The sequence below is a fragment of the Segatella intestinalis genome (assembly GCF_029348455.1).
Lineage (GTDB): Bacteria > Bacteroidota > Bacteroidia > Bacteroidales > Bacteroidaceae > Prevotella.
This window is the reverse complement of record NZ_JARJVV010000002.1, coordinates 255,666-277,344: the sequence shown is the minus strand read 5'-3', so window position 1 is coordinate 277,344 and position 21,679 is coordinate 255,666. Positions and strand designations below refer to the sequence as shown.

At 46.3% G+C, this 21,679-nt stretch carries 16 protein-coding genes and 1 pseudogene; 10 read left to right on the top strand and 7 right to left on the bottom strand.

What is annotated here, in order from left to right; all coding sequences use genetic code 11:
- Positions 1 to 31 precede the first annotated feature (31 nt).
- From P3T48_RS02160 to P3T48_RS02145, 4 genes and pseudogenes are all read left to right on the top strand, one after another.
- The gene (locus tag P3T48_RS02160; protein ID WP_158462348.1) at positions 32 to 586 is read left to right on the top strand and encodes a helix-turn-helix domain-containing protein; all 555 of its coding nucleotides are present in this window, start codon (positions 32 to 34) and stop codon (positions 584 to 586) included.
- A gap of 143 nt (positions 587 to 729) precedes the next feature.
- A pseudogene (locus P3T48_RS02155) lies at positions 730 to 2,385 on the top strand (AMP-binding protein); the annotation flags it as partial.
- A gap of 66 nt (positions 2,386 to 2,451) precedes the next feature.
- The gene (gene proB, locus P3T48_RS02150; RefSeq protein WP_158462350.1) at positions 2,452 to 3,234 is read left to right on the top strand and encodes a glutamate 5-kinase; all 783 of its coding nucleotides are present in this window, start codon (positions 2,452 to 2,454) and stop codon (positions 3,232 to 3,234) included.
- 168 nt (positions 3,235 to 3,402) lie between these two features.
- Entirely contained in the window at positions 3,403 to 4,539 is a 1,137-nt protein-coding gene (locus tag P3T48_RS02145; protein ID WP_276505449.1) for an AAA family ATPase, read from the top strand.
- Between the two features lie 413 nt (positions 4,540 to 4,952).
- On the opposite strand, the gene P3T48_RS02140 is transcribed toward P3T48_RS02145, so the two are convergent.
- Together P3T48_RS02140 and P3T48_RS02135 are read right to left on the bottom strand one after the other, a co-directional pair.
- Entirely contained in the window at positions 4,953 to 7,133 is a 2,181-nt protein-coding gene (locus P3T48_RS02140) for an alpha-galactosidase (protein ID WP_276505448.1), read from the bottom strand.
- Between the two features lie 97 nt (positions 7,134 to 7,230).
- The gene (locus tag P3T48_RS02135) at positions 7,231 to 9,591 is read right to left on the bottom strand and encodes a TonB-dependent receptor (RefSeq protein WP_443217154.1); all 2,361 of its coding nucleotides are present in this window, start codon (positions 9,589 to 9,591) and stop codon (positions 7,231 to 7,233) included.
- A gap of 319 nt (positions 9,592 to 9,910) precedes the next feature.
- On the opposite strand from P3T48_RS02135, the gene P3T48_RS02130 reads away from it, so the two are divergent.
- From P3T48_RS02130 to P3T48_RS02120, 3 genes are all read left to right on the top strand, one after another.
- Complete coding sequence (locus P3T48_RS02130) at positions 9,911 to 11,548, top strand: SusR-related protein (RefSeq protein ID WP_276505447.1); 1,638 nt, start codon at positions 9,911 to 9,913, stop codon at positions 11,546 to 11,548.
- Between the two features lie 251 nt (positions 11,549 to 11,799).
- Entirely contained in the window at positions 11,800 to 13,086 is a 1,287-nt protein-coding gene (locus tag P3T48_RS02125; protein WP_276505446.1) for a glutamate-5-semialdehyde dehydrogenase, read from the top strand.
- Between the two features lie 105 nt (positions 13,087 to 13,191).
- Positions 13,192 to 14,154 (top strand): Rossmann-fold NAD(P)-binding domain-containing protein, encoded by a 963-nt coding sequence (locus P3T48_RS02120; protein ID WP_276505445.1) that lies wholly within the window; start codon positions 13,192 to 13,194, stop codon positions 14,152 to 14,154.
- Positions 14,155 to 14,375: 221 nt separating this feature from the next.
- Here the strand turns inward: P3T48_RS02120 and P3T48_RS02115 are convergent, their stop codons facing one another.
- From P3T48_RS02115 to rpmH, 5 genes are all read right to left on the bottom strand, one after another.
- The gene (locus P3T48_RS02115) at positions 14,376 to 15,527 is read right to left on the bottom strand and encodes a 1-acyl-sn-glycerol-3-phosphate acyltransferase (RefSeq protein WP_276505444.1); all 1,152 of its coding nucleotides are present in this window, start codon (positions 15,525 to 15,527) and stop codon (positions 14,376 to 14,378) included.
- Positions 15,528 to 15,672: 145 nt separating this feature from the next.
- Positions 15,673 to 16,668: a D-alanine--D-alanine ligase gene (locus tag P3T48_RS02110; RefSeq protein ID WP_022252425.1), complete on the bottom strand. Its 996-nt coding sequence runs from the start codon at positions 16,666 to 16,668 to the stop codon at positions 15,673 to 15,675.
- A gap of 21 nt (positions 16,669 to 16,689) precedes the next feature.
- Positions 16,690 to 17,781: an RluA family pseudouridine synthase gene (locus tag P3T48_RS02105; protein WP_276505443.1), complete on the bottom strand. Its 1,092-nt coding sequence runs from the start codon at positions 17,779 to 17,781 to the stop codon at positions 16,690 to 16,692.
- A gap of 6 nt (positions 17,782 to 17,787) precedes the next feature.
- Entirely contained in the window at positions 17,788 to 18,525 is a 738-nt protein-coding gene (locus P3T48_RS02100; RefSeq protein WP_276505442.1) for a PASTA domain-containing protein, read from the bottom strand.
- 137 nt (positions 18,526 to 18,662) lie between these two features.
- Positions 18,663 to 18,818, bottom strand: coding sequence for a 50S ribosomal protein L34 (gene rpmH / locus P3T48_RS02095; RefSeq protein ID WP_004351099.1), 156 nt, complete (start codon positions 18,816 to 18,818; stop codon positions 18,663 to 18,665).
- A gap of 219 nt (positions 18,819 to 19,037) precedes the next feature.
- Here rpmH and efp point away from each other — a divergent pair, with 219 nt between their 5' ends.
- The 3 genes from efp to radC all read left to right on the top strand — a co-directional run bounded on the left by efp (position 19,038) and on the right by radC (position 21,512).
- The gene (efp, locus tag P3T48_RS02090; protein WP_022252428.1) at positions 19,038 to 19,604 is read left to right on the top strand and encodes an elongation factor P; all 567 of its coding nucleotides are present in this window, start codon (positions 19,038 to 19,040) and stop codon (positions 19,602 to 19,604) included.
- Positions 19,605 to 19,646: 42 nt separating this feature from the next.
- Positions 19,647 to 20,705, top strand: a complete 1,059-nt coding sequence (locus P3T48_RS02085; RefSeq protein ID WP_276505441.1) for a glycosyltransferase family 2 protein — start codon at positions 19,647 to 19,649, stop codon at positions 20,703 to 20,705.
- A 117-nt stretch (positions 20,706 to 20,822) separates the two neighbouring features.
- Positions 20,823 to 21,512, top strand: a complete 690-nt coding sequence (gene radC / locus P3T48_RS02080) for a RadC family protein (RefSeq protein WP_158462362.1) — start codon at positions 20,823 to 20,825, stop codon at positions 21,510 to 21,512.
- Positions 21,513 to 21,679: the final 167 nt, after the last annotated feature.

Genomic DNA, 21,679 nt, shown 5'->3' with positions numbered 1-21,679 from the left:
TTGCCAACAACAACTAAAAAGATATAGAACTATGGACGAAGCAATTAAGCAAATAGGAGAAAGACTGAAAGGTCTGCGCGAAGTTCTCAACATCCCTGCAGAGGAAGTGGCAGAGCTTTGCGAAATCAGTCTTGAACATTATCTGAAGATCGAATCGGGAGAGGCCGACCCATCTGTATATCGCCTCTCCAAGATCTCAAAACGCTATGGCATTGACCTCGATGTACTGCTCTTTGGCGAGGAGCCTCGCATGAAGGGCTACTACGTCACACGCAAGGGGCAAGGTCCGGAAATAGAACGCAACAACCAGTATAAATACGAAAGCCTCGCTGTAGGTTTCAAAGACAGAAGGGTGAATCCCTTCATGGTACAGGTTGACCCTCTGCCAGGAGATGACAAGCCTCACAAGAACGGACACGACGGTCAGGAATACGACTACGTCATGGAAGGCCAGCTCGAAGTAACGATAGAGGATAAAGTGATGGTACTTAATCCTGGCGACAGTATTTATTTCGACAGTAAGAAACAACACTGCTTCCGCTCGCTGAACGGAAAACCAGCCAAGTTTCTTTGTATAATCATATAGGAGTTAAAGGTGTTAAGGAATTGAAAAAGTTAAGACAAATGATATAATCACCTCACAAGAGCAATAAACCATCTATAATAATAAGGTGAAGCCTTAACTTTTCACACACTTAGCCTCTTAACCCCTCTCAAATCACACACAACATGATAGAGAGATTTCTAAAACAAACTCATTTTACTTCAGAACAAGACTTCAAGGAGCATCTGGAGTTTATCATCCCCGAAGACTTCAACTTTGCCTACGACGTAATGGACGAGTGGGCAAAGATAAAACCCGACCATGTTGCACTGCTTTGGACAAGCGAACGCGGTGAGGAGATACGTTTTACCTATCAAGACCTGAAGGAGCAGAGCGACAAAGCTGCAGCATACTTCCAGAGTCTCGGCATAGGCCACGACGACAAAGTAATGCTCATACTGAAGCGCCATTACCAGTGGTGGCTTGCCATGCTCGGTCTCCACAAGTTGGGCGCCGTAGCCATCCCTGCCACACATATGCTTACCAAGCACGACATCATCTACCGTAACAATGCAGCAAGCGTGAAAGCCATCATCTGCTGTGGAGACGACTATGTGGTAGAACAAATCAGCGAGGCCATGCCAGAGAGTCCTACTGTCAAGACATTGATCAGCATCGGTCCGGAAATTCCTGAGGGCTTCCACGACTGGATGAAGGAATGGAACGAATGTGCTCCTTTCGTTCGTCCTGAGCATGTAAATTCCAACGAGGACACTCTCTTGATGTACTTCACATCGGGCACCACAGGCGAGCCAAAGATGGTGGCACACGATCACCTCTATGCACTCGGCCATTTGACCACGGGTGTATATTGGCACAACCTGCACGAAAATTCCATCCATCTTACCGTAGCCGATACCGGTTGGGGCAAGGCAGTTTGGGGCAAGCTCTACGGACAATGGTTTGCCGGAGCCACGGTCTTCGTCTTCGACCATGAGAAGTTTACCGCCGACAAGATTATGCGCCAGATAGAGAAATATCACATCACCTCCTTCTGTGCACCTCCCACCATCTATCGCTTCATGATTCAGGAGGATTTCTCTAAGTATGACCTCAGCAGTCTTGAATACTGCACCACTGCGGGAGAGGCTATGAACCCATCTGTGGCAGAAACCTTCCAGAAACTGACAGGCGTTCAGATTTATGAGGGCTTCGGACAGACAGAGACCACCATGACTCTTGGCACCTTCCCCTGGATCAAGCCAAAGCCAGGAAGCATGGGTAAGCCTAACCCACAATACGAGGTTCACATCCTTCGCCCAGACATGAGCGAATGCGAGGATGGCGAAAAAGGCGAAATTTGCATCCGCATAGGTGACCAAAAACCTATCGGCCTTTTCAAATACTATTACCGTGACGAGAAACAGACAAAATCTGTATGGCATGACGGCTACTATCATACAGGCGACATGGCTTGGCGCGACGAGGAAGGCTACTTCTGGTTTGAGGGAAGAATTGACGATGTAATCAAGAGCTCAGGCTATCGCATTGGTCCCTTCGAGGTAGAGAATGCCCTGATGACTCATCCTGCCGTAGTAGAGTGTGCCATTACCGGTGTACCAGACCCTATAAGAGGTATGGTGGTAAAGGCTACTGTTGTGCTCAAAGATGAGTACAAGAGTTTGGCTGGTCCCGACCTGATAAAGAAGTTGCAGGATCACGTAAAGCACGAGACTGCCCCTTATAAGTATCCTCGCATCATCGAGTTCGTAGATGAATTGCCAAAGACCATCTCTGGCAAGATTCGAAGAGTCGAAATAAGAGAGAAGGACAATAAAAAACAATATCTATCCGAGGGGTTTAGAATTGAAGGTCACAAATTCTCCTCCCAATCATATCAATACAAAATGGATAAAAGAATTGTAGTAAAAGTGGGCAGCAACGTGCTGACCCGTGAAGATGGCAAACTCGACGTAACAAGAATGTCGGCTATTGTCGACCAAATCGTATGGCTCAAGCAACAGGGCTATGAGGTCATCCTGGTTTCATCAGGAGCTGTGGCTGCAGGAAGAGCCGAACATCACGTAGAGCACCATCTTGACAGCGTAGAGCAACGCCAGTTGTTCTCAGCCATCGGTCAGGTAAAGCTTATCGGCTTATACTACGACCTCTTTCGTGAATACAAGATCAAGATTGGTCAGGTGCTTACCATGAAGGAGAACTTCGGTGCCGAGGAACAGTACAAGAATCAGGAAGCCTGTATGGAAGTCATGCTGGAGAACGGTGTTCTCCCCATCGTGAACGAAAACGATACGGTATGTATCACCGAGCTGATGTTTACTGATAATGATGAATTGTCGGGACTGATTGCCCAAATGATGAAAGCGGACACGCTCATCCTCCTTACCAACGTGGACGGAATCTACAACGGCGATCCCTGCGAGCCTCATACACGCATCATCCCATCGGTATATTATGATCGCGACATCAGCGAATACATACAGCCCAGCAAGAGCAGTCATGGCCGTGGCGGTATGGCATCTAAGGCAAAGACCGCCCAGGAAGTTGCCAATGCCGGCATCAAGGTCATCGTCGCCAATGGCAATACGCCAAACATCCTCATCAACCTGAAGGAGCATCCGATGGAGACCCTTCATACCGAGTTTGTGGCAAGACCAAAGGAGAATTAATAATCAATAATTATAGAAATTCCATTATAGATTTTCTATAATTACATGGCAAAGGGCAGAAAATAGAGTACATCTTTCAACTTTCTGCCCTTTTTCTTTTTAATATTCAAGAAATAGTCGTACCTTTGTCATTACAAAAAAGTTGTAACATAAAACATGTAATGGCGTATGATACTAAGTAACAAGAAATTAGCGAATCCTTTCGTCTATCAAGGTTATGAAAGCCCTGAGTATTTTTGCGATAGAGAGGTAGAAACAAAGACTTTACTTTCCCACTTGAAGAACGGAAGAAATATTACCCTCATCTCTCCTCGAAGGATTGGCAAGACAGGACTTATTAAGAACACCTTCTACCATCTCAAGGAAGAAGAGAATGATGCCATATGCCTATACCTTGACATTTTCGCCACCAAGAACTTGAATGATTTTGTAGAGCAACTTGGCGTTATGGTCATCAACGACATTGTGCGCAAGAACGCCTCATTCTTCGAGAAGACCATTGCTTTCTTCAGTGCCTTACGCCCAGTGCTTAGCATGGATCCATTGACAGGCGAACCGAATGTCTCCATCACGGTGGAACCAACACAAGAAGATATTACTATTCGTAGCATCTTCAATTATCTCAACGAGAGTGGCAAAGAGGTATATATCGCCATCGATGAATTTCAGCAGATAGCTGAATATCCAGAGAAGGGAACGGAGGCTTTGCTTCGCTCCTACATTCAGTTCGCCCAACATGTCCACTTTATCTTTTCTGGCAGCAAACAACATTTGATGGCAGAAATATTCGGCTCGCCAAAACATCCATTCTACCAAAGCACAGAGATGATGGGCTTAAAGCCACTGAAATGCGACATTTACTGTAACTTCTGCCAAAGCTTCTTTAAGCAGAAAGGTGGTGACTTATCAAAAGAGATTTTCGAGCATATCTATCAGCAGTTCGATGGACATACTTGGTATATCCAATGCATTATGAACCGCCTTTACGAATCAGAAAGCCAAGTCGAAAACATGTCGCAAGTCAATGCCGCTCTCCTTTCCATCCTTGAGGGAAGAGAACCGCAGTTTGAGAGCATGACGCAGTTCTTTACAGAAAATCAGTTTGCTCTTCTCAAAGCCATTGCCAAGGACGGCATCGTTGCACAACCGACAGCAGGCAAGTTCATCAAAGGACATAAATTGAGCGGAGCCAGCAGCGTAAAGGCTGCTCTTAAGATTTTAGAAGACAAGGAATTGGTATATAGAACCAATGACGGCTACCTCATCTACGACAGATTCATGGATCTGTGGTTAAAGAGAATATAAACAAGAAAATAATAACATAAAGACCTCTTTAGATTTTTTTCGACCATATAGGCACTATTTTCGACCATTTACTATCCTTACAAGGCACTTTGTCACCTACCAGGCAAAATACCATCTTGCATGAATACAACTGCCGTGTGATCATCAATGGAGTCGTCGTTAAATCAGTATCTGGCGCCATCGGAACCAACAAGCAATTCGATGACATCTACTCTTTCAACGTAGAATAACAAACTCTATACCTATAAAGAGGGTGTGCCATGTATTTATGACACACCCTCTTTTGCATCTGAGAATCTTACTTCCCTTTCTGTATAATTGCACTATTGTGCCCTTTGCTGGGCACAATAGTGTCACAAGTAGGCATTTCTGCCGGTATCACAATTTTTGTTTAATTATGAATAGTTGATACGTTATTCCAATACCAATACGTGGCTCGTTCCATCTGTCTGGCTGAATACATTCAAGCCGACTTTCATCAGATAGTCACCACTGTACTGTTTGCTATTGCACTCCAAATCTGAATCCTTGCCAGGCATCAGGTTGGTCTCCTTGACAGTATATACTTTATCAGCATCCAAGCCCTGCATCTTCACGTTCATCACAGGCTCCTTGTAGCGTGGATGCAAGTCGTAGGCGAAGAGGACGGCACGCTGTTTGTCCTTGCTTACATAGTTGATGGCACAGTGGTTGCCCTCGTATGGAGATACCAGACGGTACTGGTCGCCTTCGAGAATCATCGGTTTCATGCTGTCATAGTTCTTGACGGCGTTCTGAACGAACTTATAGTCATCCTTTGAGAGTGACTTGAGGTCGATGTCGAAGCCCAACTTGCAAGAGCTGCAAACATCGGTGCGGAACTTCACACTGGTGTTCTTGTTCCAGTTGGTTACATGAGAGCCCATGGTCTTGGCTGGGAAGAACTTAGACAAGCTCCACTGGATGTAGATGCGCTCGTATGGGTCTGTATCGTCCGAGCACCAGAACTCGGTGAAGTATTTCAACATCTCGTAGTCCATTCTGCCGCCACCGCCAGAGCAGAGCATCATAGGCAACTTAGGATACTTGTTGTGGATGCGAGTGAGTACCTTGAAGATGCCACGGATATGGTCGATGTAGAAATTGCCCTGGTTCTCCTTGTGATATGGAGAGTAGATGTTGGTAATCACACTGTTGCAATCCCACTTGAAGTATGCCACGTCTGGGTTCTCTGTCATGATGCGATCCACGATGCCGAACACATAATCCTGTACCTTAGGGTTGCTGATGTCAAGCACCAACTGGTTGCGATAGTAATAAGTGTCACGCTTAGGCTGCATGATAACCCAGTCTGGATGCTTCTCGAAAAGTTCGCTCTTTGGGTTCACCATCTCAGGCTCAATCCAAATTCCGAATTTCACACCAGCCTTCTTGGCGTCTCTTACCAATCCAGGTATTCCCTCTGGCAGTTTGCTCTTGGTAGCCTCCCAGTCGCCGAGGCCTGCATGGTCGTCCTTGCGAGGATACTTGTTGGCAAACCAACCGTCGTCGAGCAAGAACATATCTACGCCCAGGTCCTTGGCATCCTTCATCAACTCAGCAAGACTCTGCTGGTTGAAGTCGAAGCCAGTGTTCTCCCAGTTGTTCAGAAGGGTAAGGCGGTCTTCCATACCCATGTTCACCTGATACTGGCGAGCCCAGTTGTGCAGATTTCGTGAAGCCTCGCCCATACCATTGTCGCTCATGGCAAAGATGAACTCAGGGGTAGTAAATGTCTCTCCAGCCTTCAACTTATAGTCGGAAGCATATGGGTTGATGGCTGGGATGACACGGAGTGCGCCCACGTTGTCCACCTCGAAGGTAAAGCGGAAGTTGCCAGGCCATCCGATGGTACCAAGCATCACCTTGCCTTCGTTTTCTTTGGCAGGCTCATCAAATCCCAGTTCAAAGAATGGCTCCTCCTGCATGGCTGCACGGGTACCCAACTTGGTATCAACTATCTTTTTTCCAGCAGTCAACTGGCAAGTCTCAGGCTGTCCTTCCTTAGCCCAGTCGCTGTGATAGTTGGTGACGAAGTATTTGTTTGCCTTGAAGTAGAGCATGGTAGAGCTGTATCTCCAGAGGGTGATAGGGGCTTTCTCTTTGTGAGAGATTTCGCTCCAAGCCTTGATGACGTTCTCCTTAGGATAAGCTGCGTAGTGGAGCTTCACGGTCAGCGGATATACTTTGTCTTGAAGGGTGATGATGGTTTCTGTACCCCCATTGATAGCTTTCTCCTCGGATGACTTATAATATAAATAGGTGGTCATGTTTCCATCGGCATGAGTTACAGCCACTGCCGGCTCGAAGAAATCTTCAGCACCAGAAGTTGCATAAACCTCATGACCTCGTTGACAGACGGCACCATCAGAGGCTGCATATACGTCCCATTTCAGGTTCTGATAGTCTGCGGGATTCTTCAACTTGTCGCCTAAATACACTTGGTAGAGACGACCCTTAGGAGAAACTTGCATCACGAGATCGGTCTTGTCGGTCGATACTCTGATGGTCTTTTGAGCGAATGCCATCACTGAAGTCATGCACATCGCTGCGATAAGCATAAATGCCTTTTTCATTGTTCTTTGGTTTTTATTTGATTGTTGTTATTTTTGCTGTCATGATAACGTCTTGCAGTCTTTCTTTTTTGCAATTTTCATCGTATATTATGAAAGCTTAGAACTTGATTCCTGCTGAGAATTCGATGGTGAATGGGCGAAGATAGCTGCCGCTCATATACTTGCCTGCATATTTGCCGGCTTCTTCCTTGGTAATCAACTCCGAACCGTTGATGGTACCTTTTGCGCCCTTCTCGTTGAGGATGTTGATGACACTCACACCGAGGCTCAGTTTCTTATTCACGTTCCAGTTGATACCACCGAAAGTCTCCCAGTGACCATTGAAATAGAGTGCCTCCTGGAGGTTGGCGTAGGTCTTGCCGAAGTAACGGAAGCTCAACCAAGCATTCAAGTTCTTGGTGATGTCATACTTAGGGTCCAGCTCAATGAGTACCTGTGGAATCTCCTTCACGATCATGTTGTTCGCATTTACACCCATAGTCTGACCGTCGTTGAACGTTACGCTTGCGTTGTAGTTCTTATACACTGGCTTCTGATAGGTGAAGAGGGCATGCATGTGGAAGTTCTTGAATGGATTGATCTCGGCAGAGGTGGTCCAGCCCAAGGTCTGGATGTTGTAGATGAGCAACACGGTCTTGCCTTCTGATGTGCCAGGCTTGGTGAGGTTCTGCTGGTCAATATTGTTCGACTTCGAGATGTAAGTAATCATGGAAGACAGGTCTATCCAATCGTTCTTGTAGAAGATTCCACCACGGATCAAAGGGATTGTAACTCGCTTATACTGTTCCTCGGTAGGACCTGTTCCTGCATACTCGCTGATGCGTGGGAAGCGGGTGGCGATGGTTGCGTCGGCTGTCAGACCAAACTGGTTGGTGAGGTTGTATGTCAACTGCAGGGTAGCCGCATAGTTCAACTTATTCTTGGTCACCTTGGCTGGTTCGATGCAATGCGCTGTGGTTACGATAGAACCATCCTCCGCTGTAGAATAGGTGTTGAAATTGCCGATATGGAATCCTTTGAAGCGTGAGGCTGAAATCTGGTCTGCCGACATGCGATAGTACTCCAGACGTCCGCCATAGAAGATTTTGAACTTAGGGGTTACCTTCCATTCGTCGGTAAAATAAACAGCCAACTTGTTCTCTGAGCCCTTGGTGTATTCTGGACTCAGCTCGTTATATCCGAAGGTTTCGGAGCGACGTGCGGTCTGTGTCGGGTCAAGAGGGTTTACATACATTTGGCTCAATGTGCGAGGATAAGGCTCCACGGTACCAGCCCACTGGAAAGATGATGAATAGTAGTCGAGATGATAATACCACTCGTTCAGACCTATCATCAACTTGTGGTTGTTCAGCTGCTTGCTGATTTCTGTCGTCATGAGAGCATTGCTCACCTTTCCTATGTGCAACCAAGTGCGTCGTCCCTCGATGAGTCCGCTATAAGCTGATCCATCTGAGAGTTGATAGCCATCAGCCTCGCTCACCTCCGAGATAGAGCTGCCACCGTAATCCACGTAGTTGGCGCGAGGAGCATTCATGTATTTAGCGTTAAATTTCCACAACCATCCGTTGTCAAATTGGTACTGGCTGATGAGAGCAATCTCGTTGGCGTGATTCTCACTTCCGTCGGTCATGTTCCAGGTCTCCATCTTGCCAGTCTTGGTGTTCAAGTATTGGAAAGAACCTTGTCGCTGAACATAGGAGTTCATGCCAGGGTCGAAGCCAGCGATTTTCTTGATGCTGCCGTCACCTGCGTAGATGAAAGGTGCCGCATTGGCAAAGTTGCCTGGGTTCTTGCTGTTTGAGTACTTATATAATAAGGAGATGCGTCCCTTGCCTTCGTTCAGGATTCGGGTCAGACCGAAATGATAAATCTGGGTGCGGTCTGCATAATCGGTAAAGCGGAGCTTGAAACTTCCCGGGTCGAAGTTCTGATACATGCTGGCGGTATAGAGCCAGTTGGTACCGATGCCACCAGAGAGGTTGAGATCAAAGTTCTGCATACCGAAGTGGTTCGCCTTGTAATTGAGTTTGCCCTTGAACTCTTTCTGACCTAATTCGCTGAAAGAAGATACAGCATAAGCAATGTTACCAGTGGCAATAGCCGACTCGGAAGGCGTCATCAGGTCGGTACCCTTCAGAGAGGCATCGCCGCGCCAGTGGGCTGAGAGCTTGTGAACTGAGGATGAATAGACGGCAGGAAGACCGTTCTCATATACGGTTACGTCTTCGCTTGGCAATCCAATTTGGATTTCACGAGGCTTGTTGGCGTCGGCAGCGTTAAGCATCACGTTACGCTCTTCCTTCTTGTTCTTCTCTACGGATTCCTCTTCGAGATTGAGAGACTTCTTTTCTTTTGTACTTGACTTCTCTTCAATATTGTTAGAAGGAAGTGCATACATGTAGCTTGTCGCTGACATTGCAGCCAAAGCCATGGAGAATGTACGGATTTTTAGGTTCATAACTTGTTCTTTTGTTAGTTACATTATTTTATTTTTGTTTATTCCAAAATATTTAGGTCTGAATCGAATGCTGTTCGATTTCGATTGCAAAGATAGATTGATTTTAGACACCTTGGTGCTGTGTGTAGGGTTTGAGTAGATGCGTGGATACTCTTACAATGACTTAACTACCTAATAATCAGAATATATATAAAATTAATACTTTTTATGAGAGTAGATATTGAAAAGAAGAATAAAAGTCGTATTTTTGCAGCCGCAAAGGGTTATTCTCTTTCATGACTAAGTAAAAACTGGTAAGAACAATAATAAATAAAGGACAATGAAGAAGATAGTATGGCTCTTGATGATGGTGGTGATGCCGATGGTGGCAAATGCGGCATTTTCCCGAAATGCGGATTTGGAGGACGAGGATGAATTGCTTCATCGTCTGGACCAATATATAGCTCGTCGGGACGAGTTCTCTTCCAAGAAAGAGAAGAAACTCATAAGAATGAAGAAAAAACTGAATCTTACTTCCGGTAAACGAGAGCGTCTGAGTCTTTACAATCAAATCTATCGTGAGTATTATACTTATCGATATGACTCTGCCATGGTCTATGCCAAAAGGGGCCTGCAATTGGCAGAACAGTTGCATGATGACTATTACATCAACCTCAACAAGATCAATCGGGCTGCGGTGTTATCCACAGGAGGCTTCTACAGTCAGGCTGAAGACCTGTTGCTTTCTTTGAAGCCAGAAGACATTTCGCCCAAGCTGATGCAATACTATTATTACACCTTGACATGGGTGTATAACTATTGGGGAGCTTTCTGCGAAAGGTCTGAATTCAAGGAGGAAATGCAAGATAAAAAAAGACTCTATCTTGCCAAGACCCTTGAATATATGGGCAACAAACAATCTGCGCTCTATTATTATCTGAGTGGTGAGTTGGAGTATTTGCTACATCGCACGGACAAGAAAGTGCTGGGCTGGTATCAGAAAGCACTTGCCGCCAGTCCTGTTGACAGCAGGGTGCATGCTTCTGCTGCATATTGTATAGCTCGTTTTTATCAAGACAATGAGCAAATGGACATATATGAGAAATATTTGGTACAGGCGGCCATCTCTGACCAGGTTTGTCCCTTGAAAGAAAATTTGGCACTTCAGGAACTTTCCACCTATCTATATAATAAGGATGCGAAGTATGCGAAGCGTGTGTCAAAGTATATCTATTGTTCGATGGAAGATGCTCAGTTTTATAACAATCGTCTTCGAATGGTTGAGATCTCTCGCATTCTTCCGCTTATCACGGAAACGAATCATCAGCGAGAAATACGTCAGAATCGCATCATCACGATATCGCTGATTGTGGTAAGTATCGTGTTTCTTGGCTTCTTGGCGATGATGTTCTTTGTCTTCAGGATAAATAAGCGTTTGGCAAAGAGTCGCAGGGAGGTGAGAAGTCAGAATATGCTCTTGGAGGAATTGAACCAGAAATTGCTCAATACCAATAAGCGCAGGGAGACTTATATGCGATTGTTTATGGACATCAGTGCTGTCTATATCAAGAAACTCGACGATTATCGCAAGTTGGTGAGCCGCAAGATCAGGGCAAAGCAGACTGCCGATCTCCTTACCGCCATCAACAGCTATAAGCTGGCAGAAGAGGAAGCTTCAAGTTTCTATATCCGATTCGACAAGGCTTTTATGGACTTATACCCTAATTTCGTGGATGAATTCAACCAACTGCTGTTGCCAGAAAAACAGATTGTTCTCCCTGCGCCTAACAGTCTCACCAAGGAACTGCGTATCTATGCTCTGATGCGATTAGGAATTACGGATGGGCAAGAACTGGCCACCCTTCTGTTCTATTCTACACAAACCATCTATAATTACAAGACATCCATCAGAAAGCGAGCAAAAGACCTCACCACTTTTGATGCCGCTATCAACCAACTATGCAATGTGATAGGCTAATCAGAGAAGGAATAGTGCCTAAATAGATGGTCAACATTCCCTTCCTGTAAGAATCTCCATAAAGCAGCAAATATAATAGTCCCTCTTTTGTATCATTTATTGCATAACTATCCATTTATCAGCATAATCATTACTTTTTCCCACATAAAGCTTGTAATTATCAATAATTATGCTTACTTTTGCAACAAAGTAACAGCTTAGTGACTGTAAAAATACAAGTCACTTATCATAAACAAGAAAGGAAAATGCCAATGGAACTGAAAGAGACCTTCCAACAAGTAAAGGCGGCAAGCAAGACATTAGGTCTGCTTACCGATGATCAACGTAATGAAATCCTGCAGGCGGTGGCTGATGCCATCATCGCCGAAACTCCTGCGCTCCTTGCAGCAAATGCAGAAGACTTGGCGAAGATGGACAAGGCGAACCCACTCTATGACCGATTGCAACTCACAGAGCAACGACTCCAGGATATTGCTTCGGATATGAGACACGTCAGTACGTTGCCCTCACCGCTTGGAAGAGTTCTCAAGGACAAGACACTCGATAACGGATTGCATCTGCAGCGGGTAGCCGTCCCTTTCGGAGTCATCGGAATGATTTACGAAGCACGCCCCAACGTAACCTATGATGTTTTCTCTCTCTGCTTCAAAAGCGGAAATGCATGTGTGCTGAAAGGAGGAAAGGATGCAGACGCCTCCAACACAGCCGGCGTGGAACTTATCCACAGAGTGTTGAAAACTTTTGGCATCAATCCCAATGTAGTGACCCTTCTGCCTGCCACCCATGAGGCAACAGGCGAGATGCTGAATGCCGTAGGCTACATAGACCTCTGCATTCCTCGTGGTGGAAAGAAGCTCATACAGTTTGTACGCGACACTGCCAAGGTGCCGGTCATAGAAACCGGAGCCGGTGTGGTACATTGTTATTTCGACAAGGACGGAGACATAGAGATGGGCAAACGAATCATCACCAATGCCAAGTGCCGAAGGGTAAGTGTATGCAATGCCCTCGACTGTCTGCTCATTCACGAAAGCCGTTTGAACGACCTTCGAACGCTGTGCGAAGAACTTGCCAAACATGAGACAAAGATTCATGCCGACACCAAGGCCTACGAAGCCCTGAAAGGCAACTATCCCGACACCTTATTATATAAGGCCGAGGAGAGCGAGCAGAAGATGAAGGAAGAGAATCCTCAGATCAGGAGCATCTGGAACACCGAATGGCTCAGTATGCAGATGAGTATCAAGACGGTGGCGACAGAAGACGAGGCGCTCGACCACATCGCCACATACGGAAGCGGACACAGCGAGAGCATCGTATCTGGCAACGAGGAAGCACAAAAGAAATTTCAAGCCATGGTGGATGCAGCCTGCGTATACGTGAATGCCCCAACAAGTTTTACTGATGGAGCACAGTTTGGACTCGGTGCCGAGATAGGCATCAGTACCCAGAAACTGGGTGCACGCGGACCTATGGCTCTCGAAGAAATTACCACCTACAAGTGGTTGATTACAGGAAACGGCCAGACAAGGAAGTGAAGAACGAAGAACGAAGAGTAAAGAAACAACGTTCGACGGCCAAAGGGAAAGCCAATTCTATAGCAATATAATATATAAGAAATAACAAATAAAAAACAAATAACAATGAAAACATTCTTTCATGTTGAAGACCTTGGCGATTTGAAAGCAGCGCTCGCCGAGGCACAAGAAGTAAAGGCAAACCGTTTCGGTTATCAAGAATTAGGCAAGAACAAAACCTTGCTGATGATATTTTTCAACAACAGTCTTCGTACCCGCCTGAGTACACAGAAGGCAGCCATGAACTTGGGCATGAACGTCATCGTACTCGACGTGAATGCAGGAGCATGGAAACTCGAGACGGAACGTGGCGTCATCATGGACGGCGACAAGAGCGAGCACCTTTTAGAGGCCATCCCTGTGATGGGAAGTTTCTGCGACCTGATTGGTATTCGCAGTTTTGCCGGACTAAAAGACCGCGACTACGATTATGCCGAGACCATCGTCAATCAGTTTGTGAAGTACAGCGGACGTCCCGTCTTCGCTATGGAGACTGCAACCGTCCATCCTCTTCAGGCATTTGCCGACCTCATCACCATCGAGGAGCACAAGAAGGTGGCACGTCCTAAGGTGGTTCTTACCTGGGCTCCTCATTGCCGTGCTTTGCCTCAGGCTGTGCCCAACTCATTCGCACAGTGGATGAATGCAGCCGACGTCGACTTCGTAGTTACTCATCCAGAAGGTTATGAGCTCGACCCTAAGTTTGTGGGCAATGCCAAGGTGGAATACGACCAGAAGAAGGCGCTGGAAGGTGCTGACTTCGTGTATGCCAAGAACTGGAGCTGTCCAGGCGTGAAGAATCCAGCACAATATGGTGAGATATTGAGCAAGGACATGAGCTGGACCATCGACGAGGAGCACATGAGCTGGACCAACAACGGATGCTTCATGCACTGTCTGCCAGTACGCCGAGGACTGATTGTCACCGATGATGTCATCGAAAGCAAGAACAGCCTGGTAATACCAGAGGCTGCCAACCGTGAAATTTCTGCCGAGGTAGTCATCAAACGTATGCTGGAATCACTGTAAACACCCTCGGAAGTAGGTATTATGAGATAAAAGCAAGATTTTTACACTATATTCCTTGACTTTTTGGATTAAGCATTTGTGGCACAAAATCCTTTCATCCAAAAACAAAAGTACTTGTGATGAGCAACGCAAGTACTTAAAATGGCAAACGCAAGTACTTTCAACAGTCAATGAAAGTACTTGCGTTTTTCCATATCGTATCACGACTAACGTCTATGCGTTCAGTCTTTACTTAAAAGATAATTGCGCACAGGGTTGGCGTACATGGTGAGCATACGCTCACGGAGGAAAGCCTCATCCTTGTTGGGCAAATCAATCTTCTGCAACTGACCAGCAATATACTGCTCTAAGGTTGCCTTCTCTGCCTCGGTATACTTGTCGGCATGAGCGGAAGTTTCCTCTAAGAGATCGAGTGCCACATAGTTGCCCGGATAGAGCATGTAGTTGGCATGAATCTGCTTGTCGATATACGTGGCCACCTTGTTATATATATCCTGCTTGGGAGTCTCAGGATCCATCTGCGCAAGATAGCCGTCGAGACATGGAGCAGCATGATAGTGCACATGACCTTTAAAGCCAAAGATACCAGTCTGCATGCTCACCAGGTCGTCGGTAGGTCCTTTCTTCCATTCGGCATTGTCGCGTTTCAGCTGAAACTCCTTAGCCTTGAGATAGTCGCAAGGATCGTACTCATAGCTGATAGACAGCGGAACGAGATGCAACTGCATGAGCCGTTCAATGATGCTGCCTTCACCTCCCATCGACATCATCTGAAGGATTGACTTCTGTGTGCGGTCGTTGCTGTCCTTGGCGCGTCCCTCACGCTGAGCTATCCAGATATTCTCGTTCTTCTCCTTGACGGCAAAGTGCATATAGTCGGAAAGTCGTTTGCTCGACATGAGCATCTGACGCATGGAGAGTGCACGCTCTACGATGAAAGCCTTATTCACACGTACCAAGTCCTTGACCCAAGGCAACGACAAGAGGTTGTCGCCAATAGCTATCTCGCAAGTTGTGGTAAACTTGTTGTCCACCAGCAGCACGTCAAGGATGGCAGAGTCGAGCACAATATCTCGATGGTTGCTGATAAAGGTATAGCGCTTGGAAGAGTCTATGGCCGTACAGTCCATCTCGTAGCCTTTAGCAACCTTTGCAAGCAGACCTTTTACAAAGTCGTAGGCAAAAGCCAACTGAAACTCCAAATTAGTTTTGCACGCCTTGAGTTTCTTGGCAATCATCTCGAAAGGCACCTGCGGATAGAGATAGGCAAGCACCTGCTTAAACTGTTCGTTGGCCAACAGGCGGTCGAACACCTCGGGCAAGTCTTCAGGCTCCCAAGGTCGAATGGCATCAAATTCTTGAGGGATCTTCATAACTTTATGATTTTATTGGAGTTAAGGAGTTAAAGAGTTATAGGAGTTAAGACAAATGTTCTAAAACGATATCTTTACATACCATTAAATTCTTCCGTTGTCTTAACTCCTTAACTTCTTTAACTCCTTAACTCCTCATTAATTATTAAAATTGATTCTCCACGATGTCGCTCAGTACATCCTTGATGTCGAGTCCGGCAGCACGTACCTGCTGAGGAATGAAGCTCGTCACGGTCATACCTGGAGTGGTATTGATCTCCAACATATTGACCACATCCTTGCCGTCCTTGTCCTTGGTGATGATGTAGTCGATGCGGATGATTCCGTTGGCATGCAGAATGTCGTAAATGCGCGAAGTGGTCTTTGCCACCTCTTCTGCAGTCTCGGGTGAGAGACGGGCTGGTGTAATTTCCTGCACCTGACCGTTATATTTGGCATCATAGTCGAAGAACTCGTTGGTTGTCACCACCTCTGTGGCCGGAAGCACCACGCACTTATCCTTGGTCTTGTAGATGCCCTGCGAGATTTCCACACCCTGCATATAGGCTTCTACCATAGCCTCTTCTGACTCCATGAACGCCAGACGAAGAGCTGGAGCCAACTGATCGCTCTCCTTTACCTTGGACACGCCGAAGCTGCTGCCATCGGCTGCTGGCTTCACAAAGCAAGGCATACCGATGCGCTTGGCTATAGCCTCCTCATCGTAAGCCTCGCCACGACGAAGCAAAATACTGTCGGCTACCTTTACGCCAAAGCCACGCAGATAGTTGTTGAGTACATACTTGTCGAAGGTCATTGCCTCCACAAGTACGCCACTGGTAGAATAAGGCATGTGAATCAGGTCGAAATAGCCTTGCATCACACCGTTCTCGCCTGGCTGACCATGGATGGTGATATAGGCATAATCGAAGAACTCGCGCTTGCCGTCTTTGACAAACGAGAAATCATTCTTGTCGATCTCGGCTGTTGTGCCATCATCGAATGCCACATGCCAGTCGATACCCTTGACGTCTACTATATAAATATTGTAACGCTCTTTGTCGAAGAAAGAGTAGAGTCCCTGACCTGAGCGCAATGAAACGTCGTGCTCAGAAGAATCGCCACCACATACGATGGCTATCGTTCTTTTGTTGTTGTCCATTTTGTTATATTGATTATATCGTTATCTTTCTTGAAAAGTATCTTGTGTGGAGCCTGCTATGAAGTTTCTCCACTTCTCTATCAGTTGTCGGAAGTCATCGGGCCACTGACTGTCAAAGTCCATCTGCTTGCCTGTGGAAGGATGGACGAATCCCAATGTCTTGGCATGGAGAGCCTGACGTGGACAGAGTTTGAAACAGTTCTGGATGTATGCCTTATAGCTGCTGCTGCGCTGACCTCTCAGAATCTCGGCACCTCCATAGGTCGCATCCATGAAGAGCGGATGACCGATATGCTTCATGTGGGCACGTATCTGATGGGTACGGCCTGTCTCGAGAATGCATTGCACCAAGGTGGTGTAGCCGAAACGTTCCAGTACCTTATAATGGGTAACGGCTGTCTTGCCTATTCCACTATCCGGATCGAACACCTTCATACGAAGACGGTTCTTGGGGTCACGACCTATATTGCCTTCGATTCGTCCCTCGTTCTCTACGATGTTTCCCCATACCAGGGCATTATAACTGCGATGGGTGGTCTTGTTGAAGAACTGTTTTCCCAGAGCCGTCTTGGCATCTGGTGTCTTTGCCACTACCAACAGTCCGGAAGTATCCTTGTCAATACGATGAACCAGTCCCACCTCTGGATCGTTAGGGTCGAAATCCTTCACGTCTTTCATGTGCCATGCCACTGCATTGATGAGCGTACCGGTAAAGTTACCTGCACCAGGATGAACTACCATGCCAGCCTCCTTGTTGACCACCATCAGCGCATCGTCCTCGTACACAATATTCAGCGGAATATCCTCTGCCACAATACTGGTGTCGTGCTTGGGACGGTCGAGCATCAGGGTGATGACATCATTGGGACGCACCTTATAGTTACTCTTCACGGGTTTCCCGTTGACATGAATAAACCCTGCATCGGCAGCATTCTGTATGCGGTTACGGCTCTGATAGGGATTCTTTTCGGAGAGGAACTTGTCTATACGCACAGGCGTCTGACCGGGGTCCACCTCTATCTTCCAATGCTCGTATAGCGTGCCGTCGCCAGCATCCACCACTTCCGGCTCGTCCAGCAATTCTATATCGTCGTTATAATTATCTTCTATCATATTCATTTACTCCACTACTTCGTTTTGATTGTGACTATGAGAATGAGATGACGCAGAGGGCTCACCCGACTCTGTTCCCGGGACAACCTCGAAATTATCCACAGCCTCGTCTTCGGCCTCACCACTTCCTTCCAGTAGCTCATGGCTGTCACCCATGGGGTCAACCATCTCTACAGAATCGCCAGCATCACGTCTGCCGTTTCCTACCTGTATAATGAGTACATCGTCTATCGACACCTTGTCGCCAGCCACTACATGTCTGCCCTTTACCAATATGCCGTACACCCAGTCTTCCTCACCAGGAATGTACTGTGGCGATCCCAACTTGAATCCCATAGCCGTAAGCTTGGCCATGGCTTCGCGCAAAGAACTGTTGTCGATGACATCAGGGATGGTGATAACAGGCGAATGAGCCGAGTTGATGGTGACATAGATCACGTGGCCCGACTTCACCTTCTCGCCTGGCGCCGGACTCTGTTCCAGCACGCAGTCGGGAGGGAGGTTCTTCACATATCCAGTATCAGAAACCACCACCGGCAGACCGGCATCTTTGAGGATACGCTCTGCATCGGCAAAACTCTTATGCCTTACATCTGGAATGGAGATGGCTTCTCCATGGTGAGTATAAAAGTCGATACCAAACCTGACACCCACACACAGCAGAACCACCACCAATGCCATGGCAGCAAGGTTTCCCCACAGGTACTTACTCTTGAACTTATTTATAAACTCGGATGAAGTCATGTATTTAAATTTTGCACAAAGATAATGATTTCATACGAAACAAGGAAACAATCGGGTAAAAAAAACACAAAAAGCAGCAAAGATTTAGTCTATGCTGCTTTTAATGTCATCGTCATTCCAACGATTCTGCCAGGAAATTACTTTCCGTGGTGCTCGTCAGAAACAGTTAACTTCTTACGGCCATGAGCACGGCGAGAAGCCAATACGCGACGACCATTCTTTGTTGCCATACGCTCACGGAAACCATGCTTGTTCACGCGACGACGATTGTGAGGCTGAAATGTTCTTTTCATTTTTCTTATTTATTTTTTAATTAATATTCACTACAAAGAGAGCAAAATGCGCCCTTTTGGGCTGCAAAATTACGCAATATTTCTGAAATAACAAAGAAAACCTCCAAATTTAGCTTAAATATTTATGTTTTTTTCGATTTTTACTTTGCTTTTTCGTGTTTTTGCAGTAACTTTGCAGACGTTTTTGAGATTATTATATAAAAATTCAAACATAACAAAATGATTAATTCACAGGAAATTAAGATTGGTACTTGCATCCGTATGGATGGCAAGGTATGGGTTTGTATCGACTTTCAGCACAGAAAGCCAGGTAAGGGTAATACTGTTATGAACACCAAATTGAAGAATGTTGCCGACGGTCGTGTATTGGAGCGCACATTCCAGGTTGGTTTCAAATTGGAAGATGTACGCGTAGAGCGTCGTCCTTATCAGTATCTCTACGAGGACGCTACTGGTTGCATCTTCATGAACCAGGAGACTTTCGAGCAGGTGCCAATCGCTAAGGAGAACGTTACTGGCGGTCAGTACATGAAGGAAGGTGATGTTGTAGAGGTTGTAACCGATACATCAGACGGCACTATCCTCTTGGCCGAAATGCCTGTTAAGACAACTCTGAAGATTACTCATTCTGAGCCAGGTATCAAGGGCAACACAGCTACCAACGCTACCAAGCCTGCTACACTTGAGTCGGGTGCTGAAATTCGCGTTCCTTTGTTCGTTAACGAAGGCGAGACTGTTCAGATCGACACCCGTGACGGCAGCTATCTCGGTCGTGTAAGCGAGTAATCCTTGGGATTACACCTATTTTTATATAAAGACGATTATAGTATGAAGTATTCCATCATTGTCCCTGTATTCAATCGTCCTGACGAAGTTGACGAGCTTCTCAACAGTCTCGCCTCACAGGAGGAGAAAGATTTTGAGGTTGTTATCGTAGAGGACGGTTCGCAAACGCCTTGCGAAGATGTTTGCAAGCGCTACGAGGACAAGATGGACATACATTATTATTATAAACAAAACTCTGGTCCTGGGCAAAGCCGAAATTATGGAGCTGAAAGAGCATCTGGTGAATATCTACTGATTCTCGACAGCGATGTGGTTTTGCCATCAGGATATCTCAAGGCTGTAAGTGATGAGTTGAGCCGTGAGCCTGCCGATGCCTTTGGCGGACCCGACAAGGCACACTCATCATTTACAGATACTCAGAAAGCCATCTCTTACTCCATGACATCCTTCTTCACTACAGGCGGCATTCGCGGCGGAAAGAAGAAGATGGACAAGTTTTACCCACGTTCTTTCAACATGGGCATACGCAAGGACGTATACCTGAAGTTGGAAGGTTTCTCTGCCATGCGCTTTGGTGAGGACATCGATTTCTCTATCCGCATCTTCAAGGCAGGCTGCAAGTGCCGGTTATTTCCTGAAGCATGGGTATGGCACAAACGACGCACAGACTTCCGCAAGTTCTGGCGACAAGTCTACAATAGCGGTATTGCCCGCATCAATCTCTATAAGAAATATCCCGAAAGTCTAAAGTTGGTACACCTGCTTCCTATGGTATTCACCCTGGGAGTTATAGGCACGTGTCTGTTGCTATTCTTTGCCGTCCTGCCCTATCTGCTCGGTACAGAGCACATCTTCCCCATCTTGGGGCAAGCCATCACCTTGTTGGGACTCATCGGTCTCGCATGCATCGCAATCTACTCTGTAGCGCTTTGCATCGACAGCACACGAGAAAACAAAAGCCTGAAGATAGGTCTGCTCAGCATCCGAGCCGCCTTTACTCAGCTCTTAGGTTATGGATGTGGTTTCCTCTCTGCCTGGTGGAAGAGATGCGTATTGGGCAAAAGCGAGTTCAGCGCCTACAACAAGACTTTCTATAAGTAAGTATCAAGAATTCGAAGTAAGTATCAAGAATTCGAGAATTACAGAGTCAGTAAAAACGAAGGGGAAGCCAATCCTCATTTTTACTTCTCCATTCTAAAAACCTAAAAAACACCACTTATGAGTGAGAAACTTTCTATATCCCAATGGGCAGAAGAAGACAAGCCGCGCGAGAAATTGGAGCGACTGGGAGCTTCAGCGCTTTCCAATGCCGAACTTCTTGCCATACTGATCGGTTCCGGATCGAGAGACGAAAGCGCTGTAGACCTTATGAAACGAATCATGAGCAACTGCGACAACAACCTGAACACATTAGGCAAGAAAACCATACGCGAACTGACCGAATACAAAGGCATGGGACCAGCCAAGGCTATCACCATCATGGCTGCTTGCGAACTGGGCAAACGACGCTCTGTTGAGAAATTGGGAATACGTCCTGACTTAGGTTCCTCATTAGCTGTGTACAACTATATGCTTCCTCGTATGCAAGACCTCGACGTGGAGGAAGCATGGGTTCTGATGATGAACCAGAATTTCAAACTCATCAAGGCTGAGCCTCTGTCACATGGAGGCATCACAGAGACAGCGGTAGACGTAAGGCTCATCATCAAGAAAGCTTTGCTCAACAACGCCACTATCATCGCCTTGTGCCACAACCATCCAAGCAACAACCCCACCCCAAGCAAGCAGGACGACCAGCTTACCCTCAATGTAAAGAAGGCATGCGATGTAATGCGCCTCTTCTTTATGGACCACATCATCGTAACCGACGGACATTACTATTCCTATCACGACAAGGGTAGACTATAGCTTTTTCATACGCCCCAGACCTTAAAAGAGTCTTTCGTACAAAATCTTTTCCCAACAAACTTTTCGCAGTCGGCGACAAAAATAAATCGTTTTATTTTGTATTGTCTTCGATTTGTCGTATCTTTGCATTATTGTTATACAAGATATAAAACAACATCAAGACAACA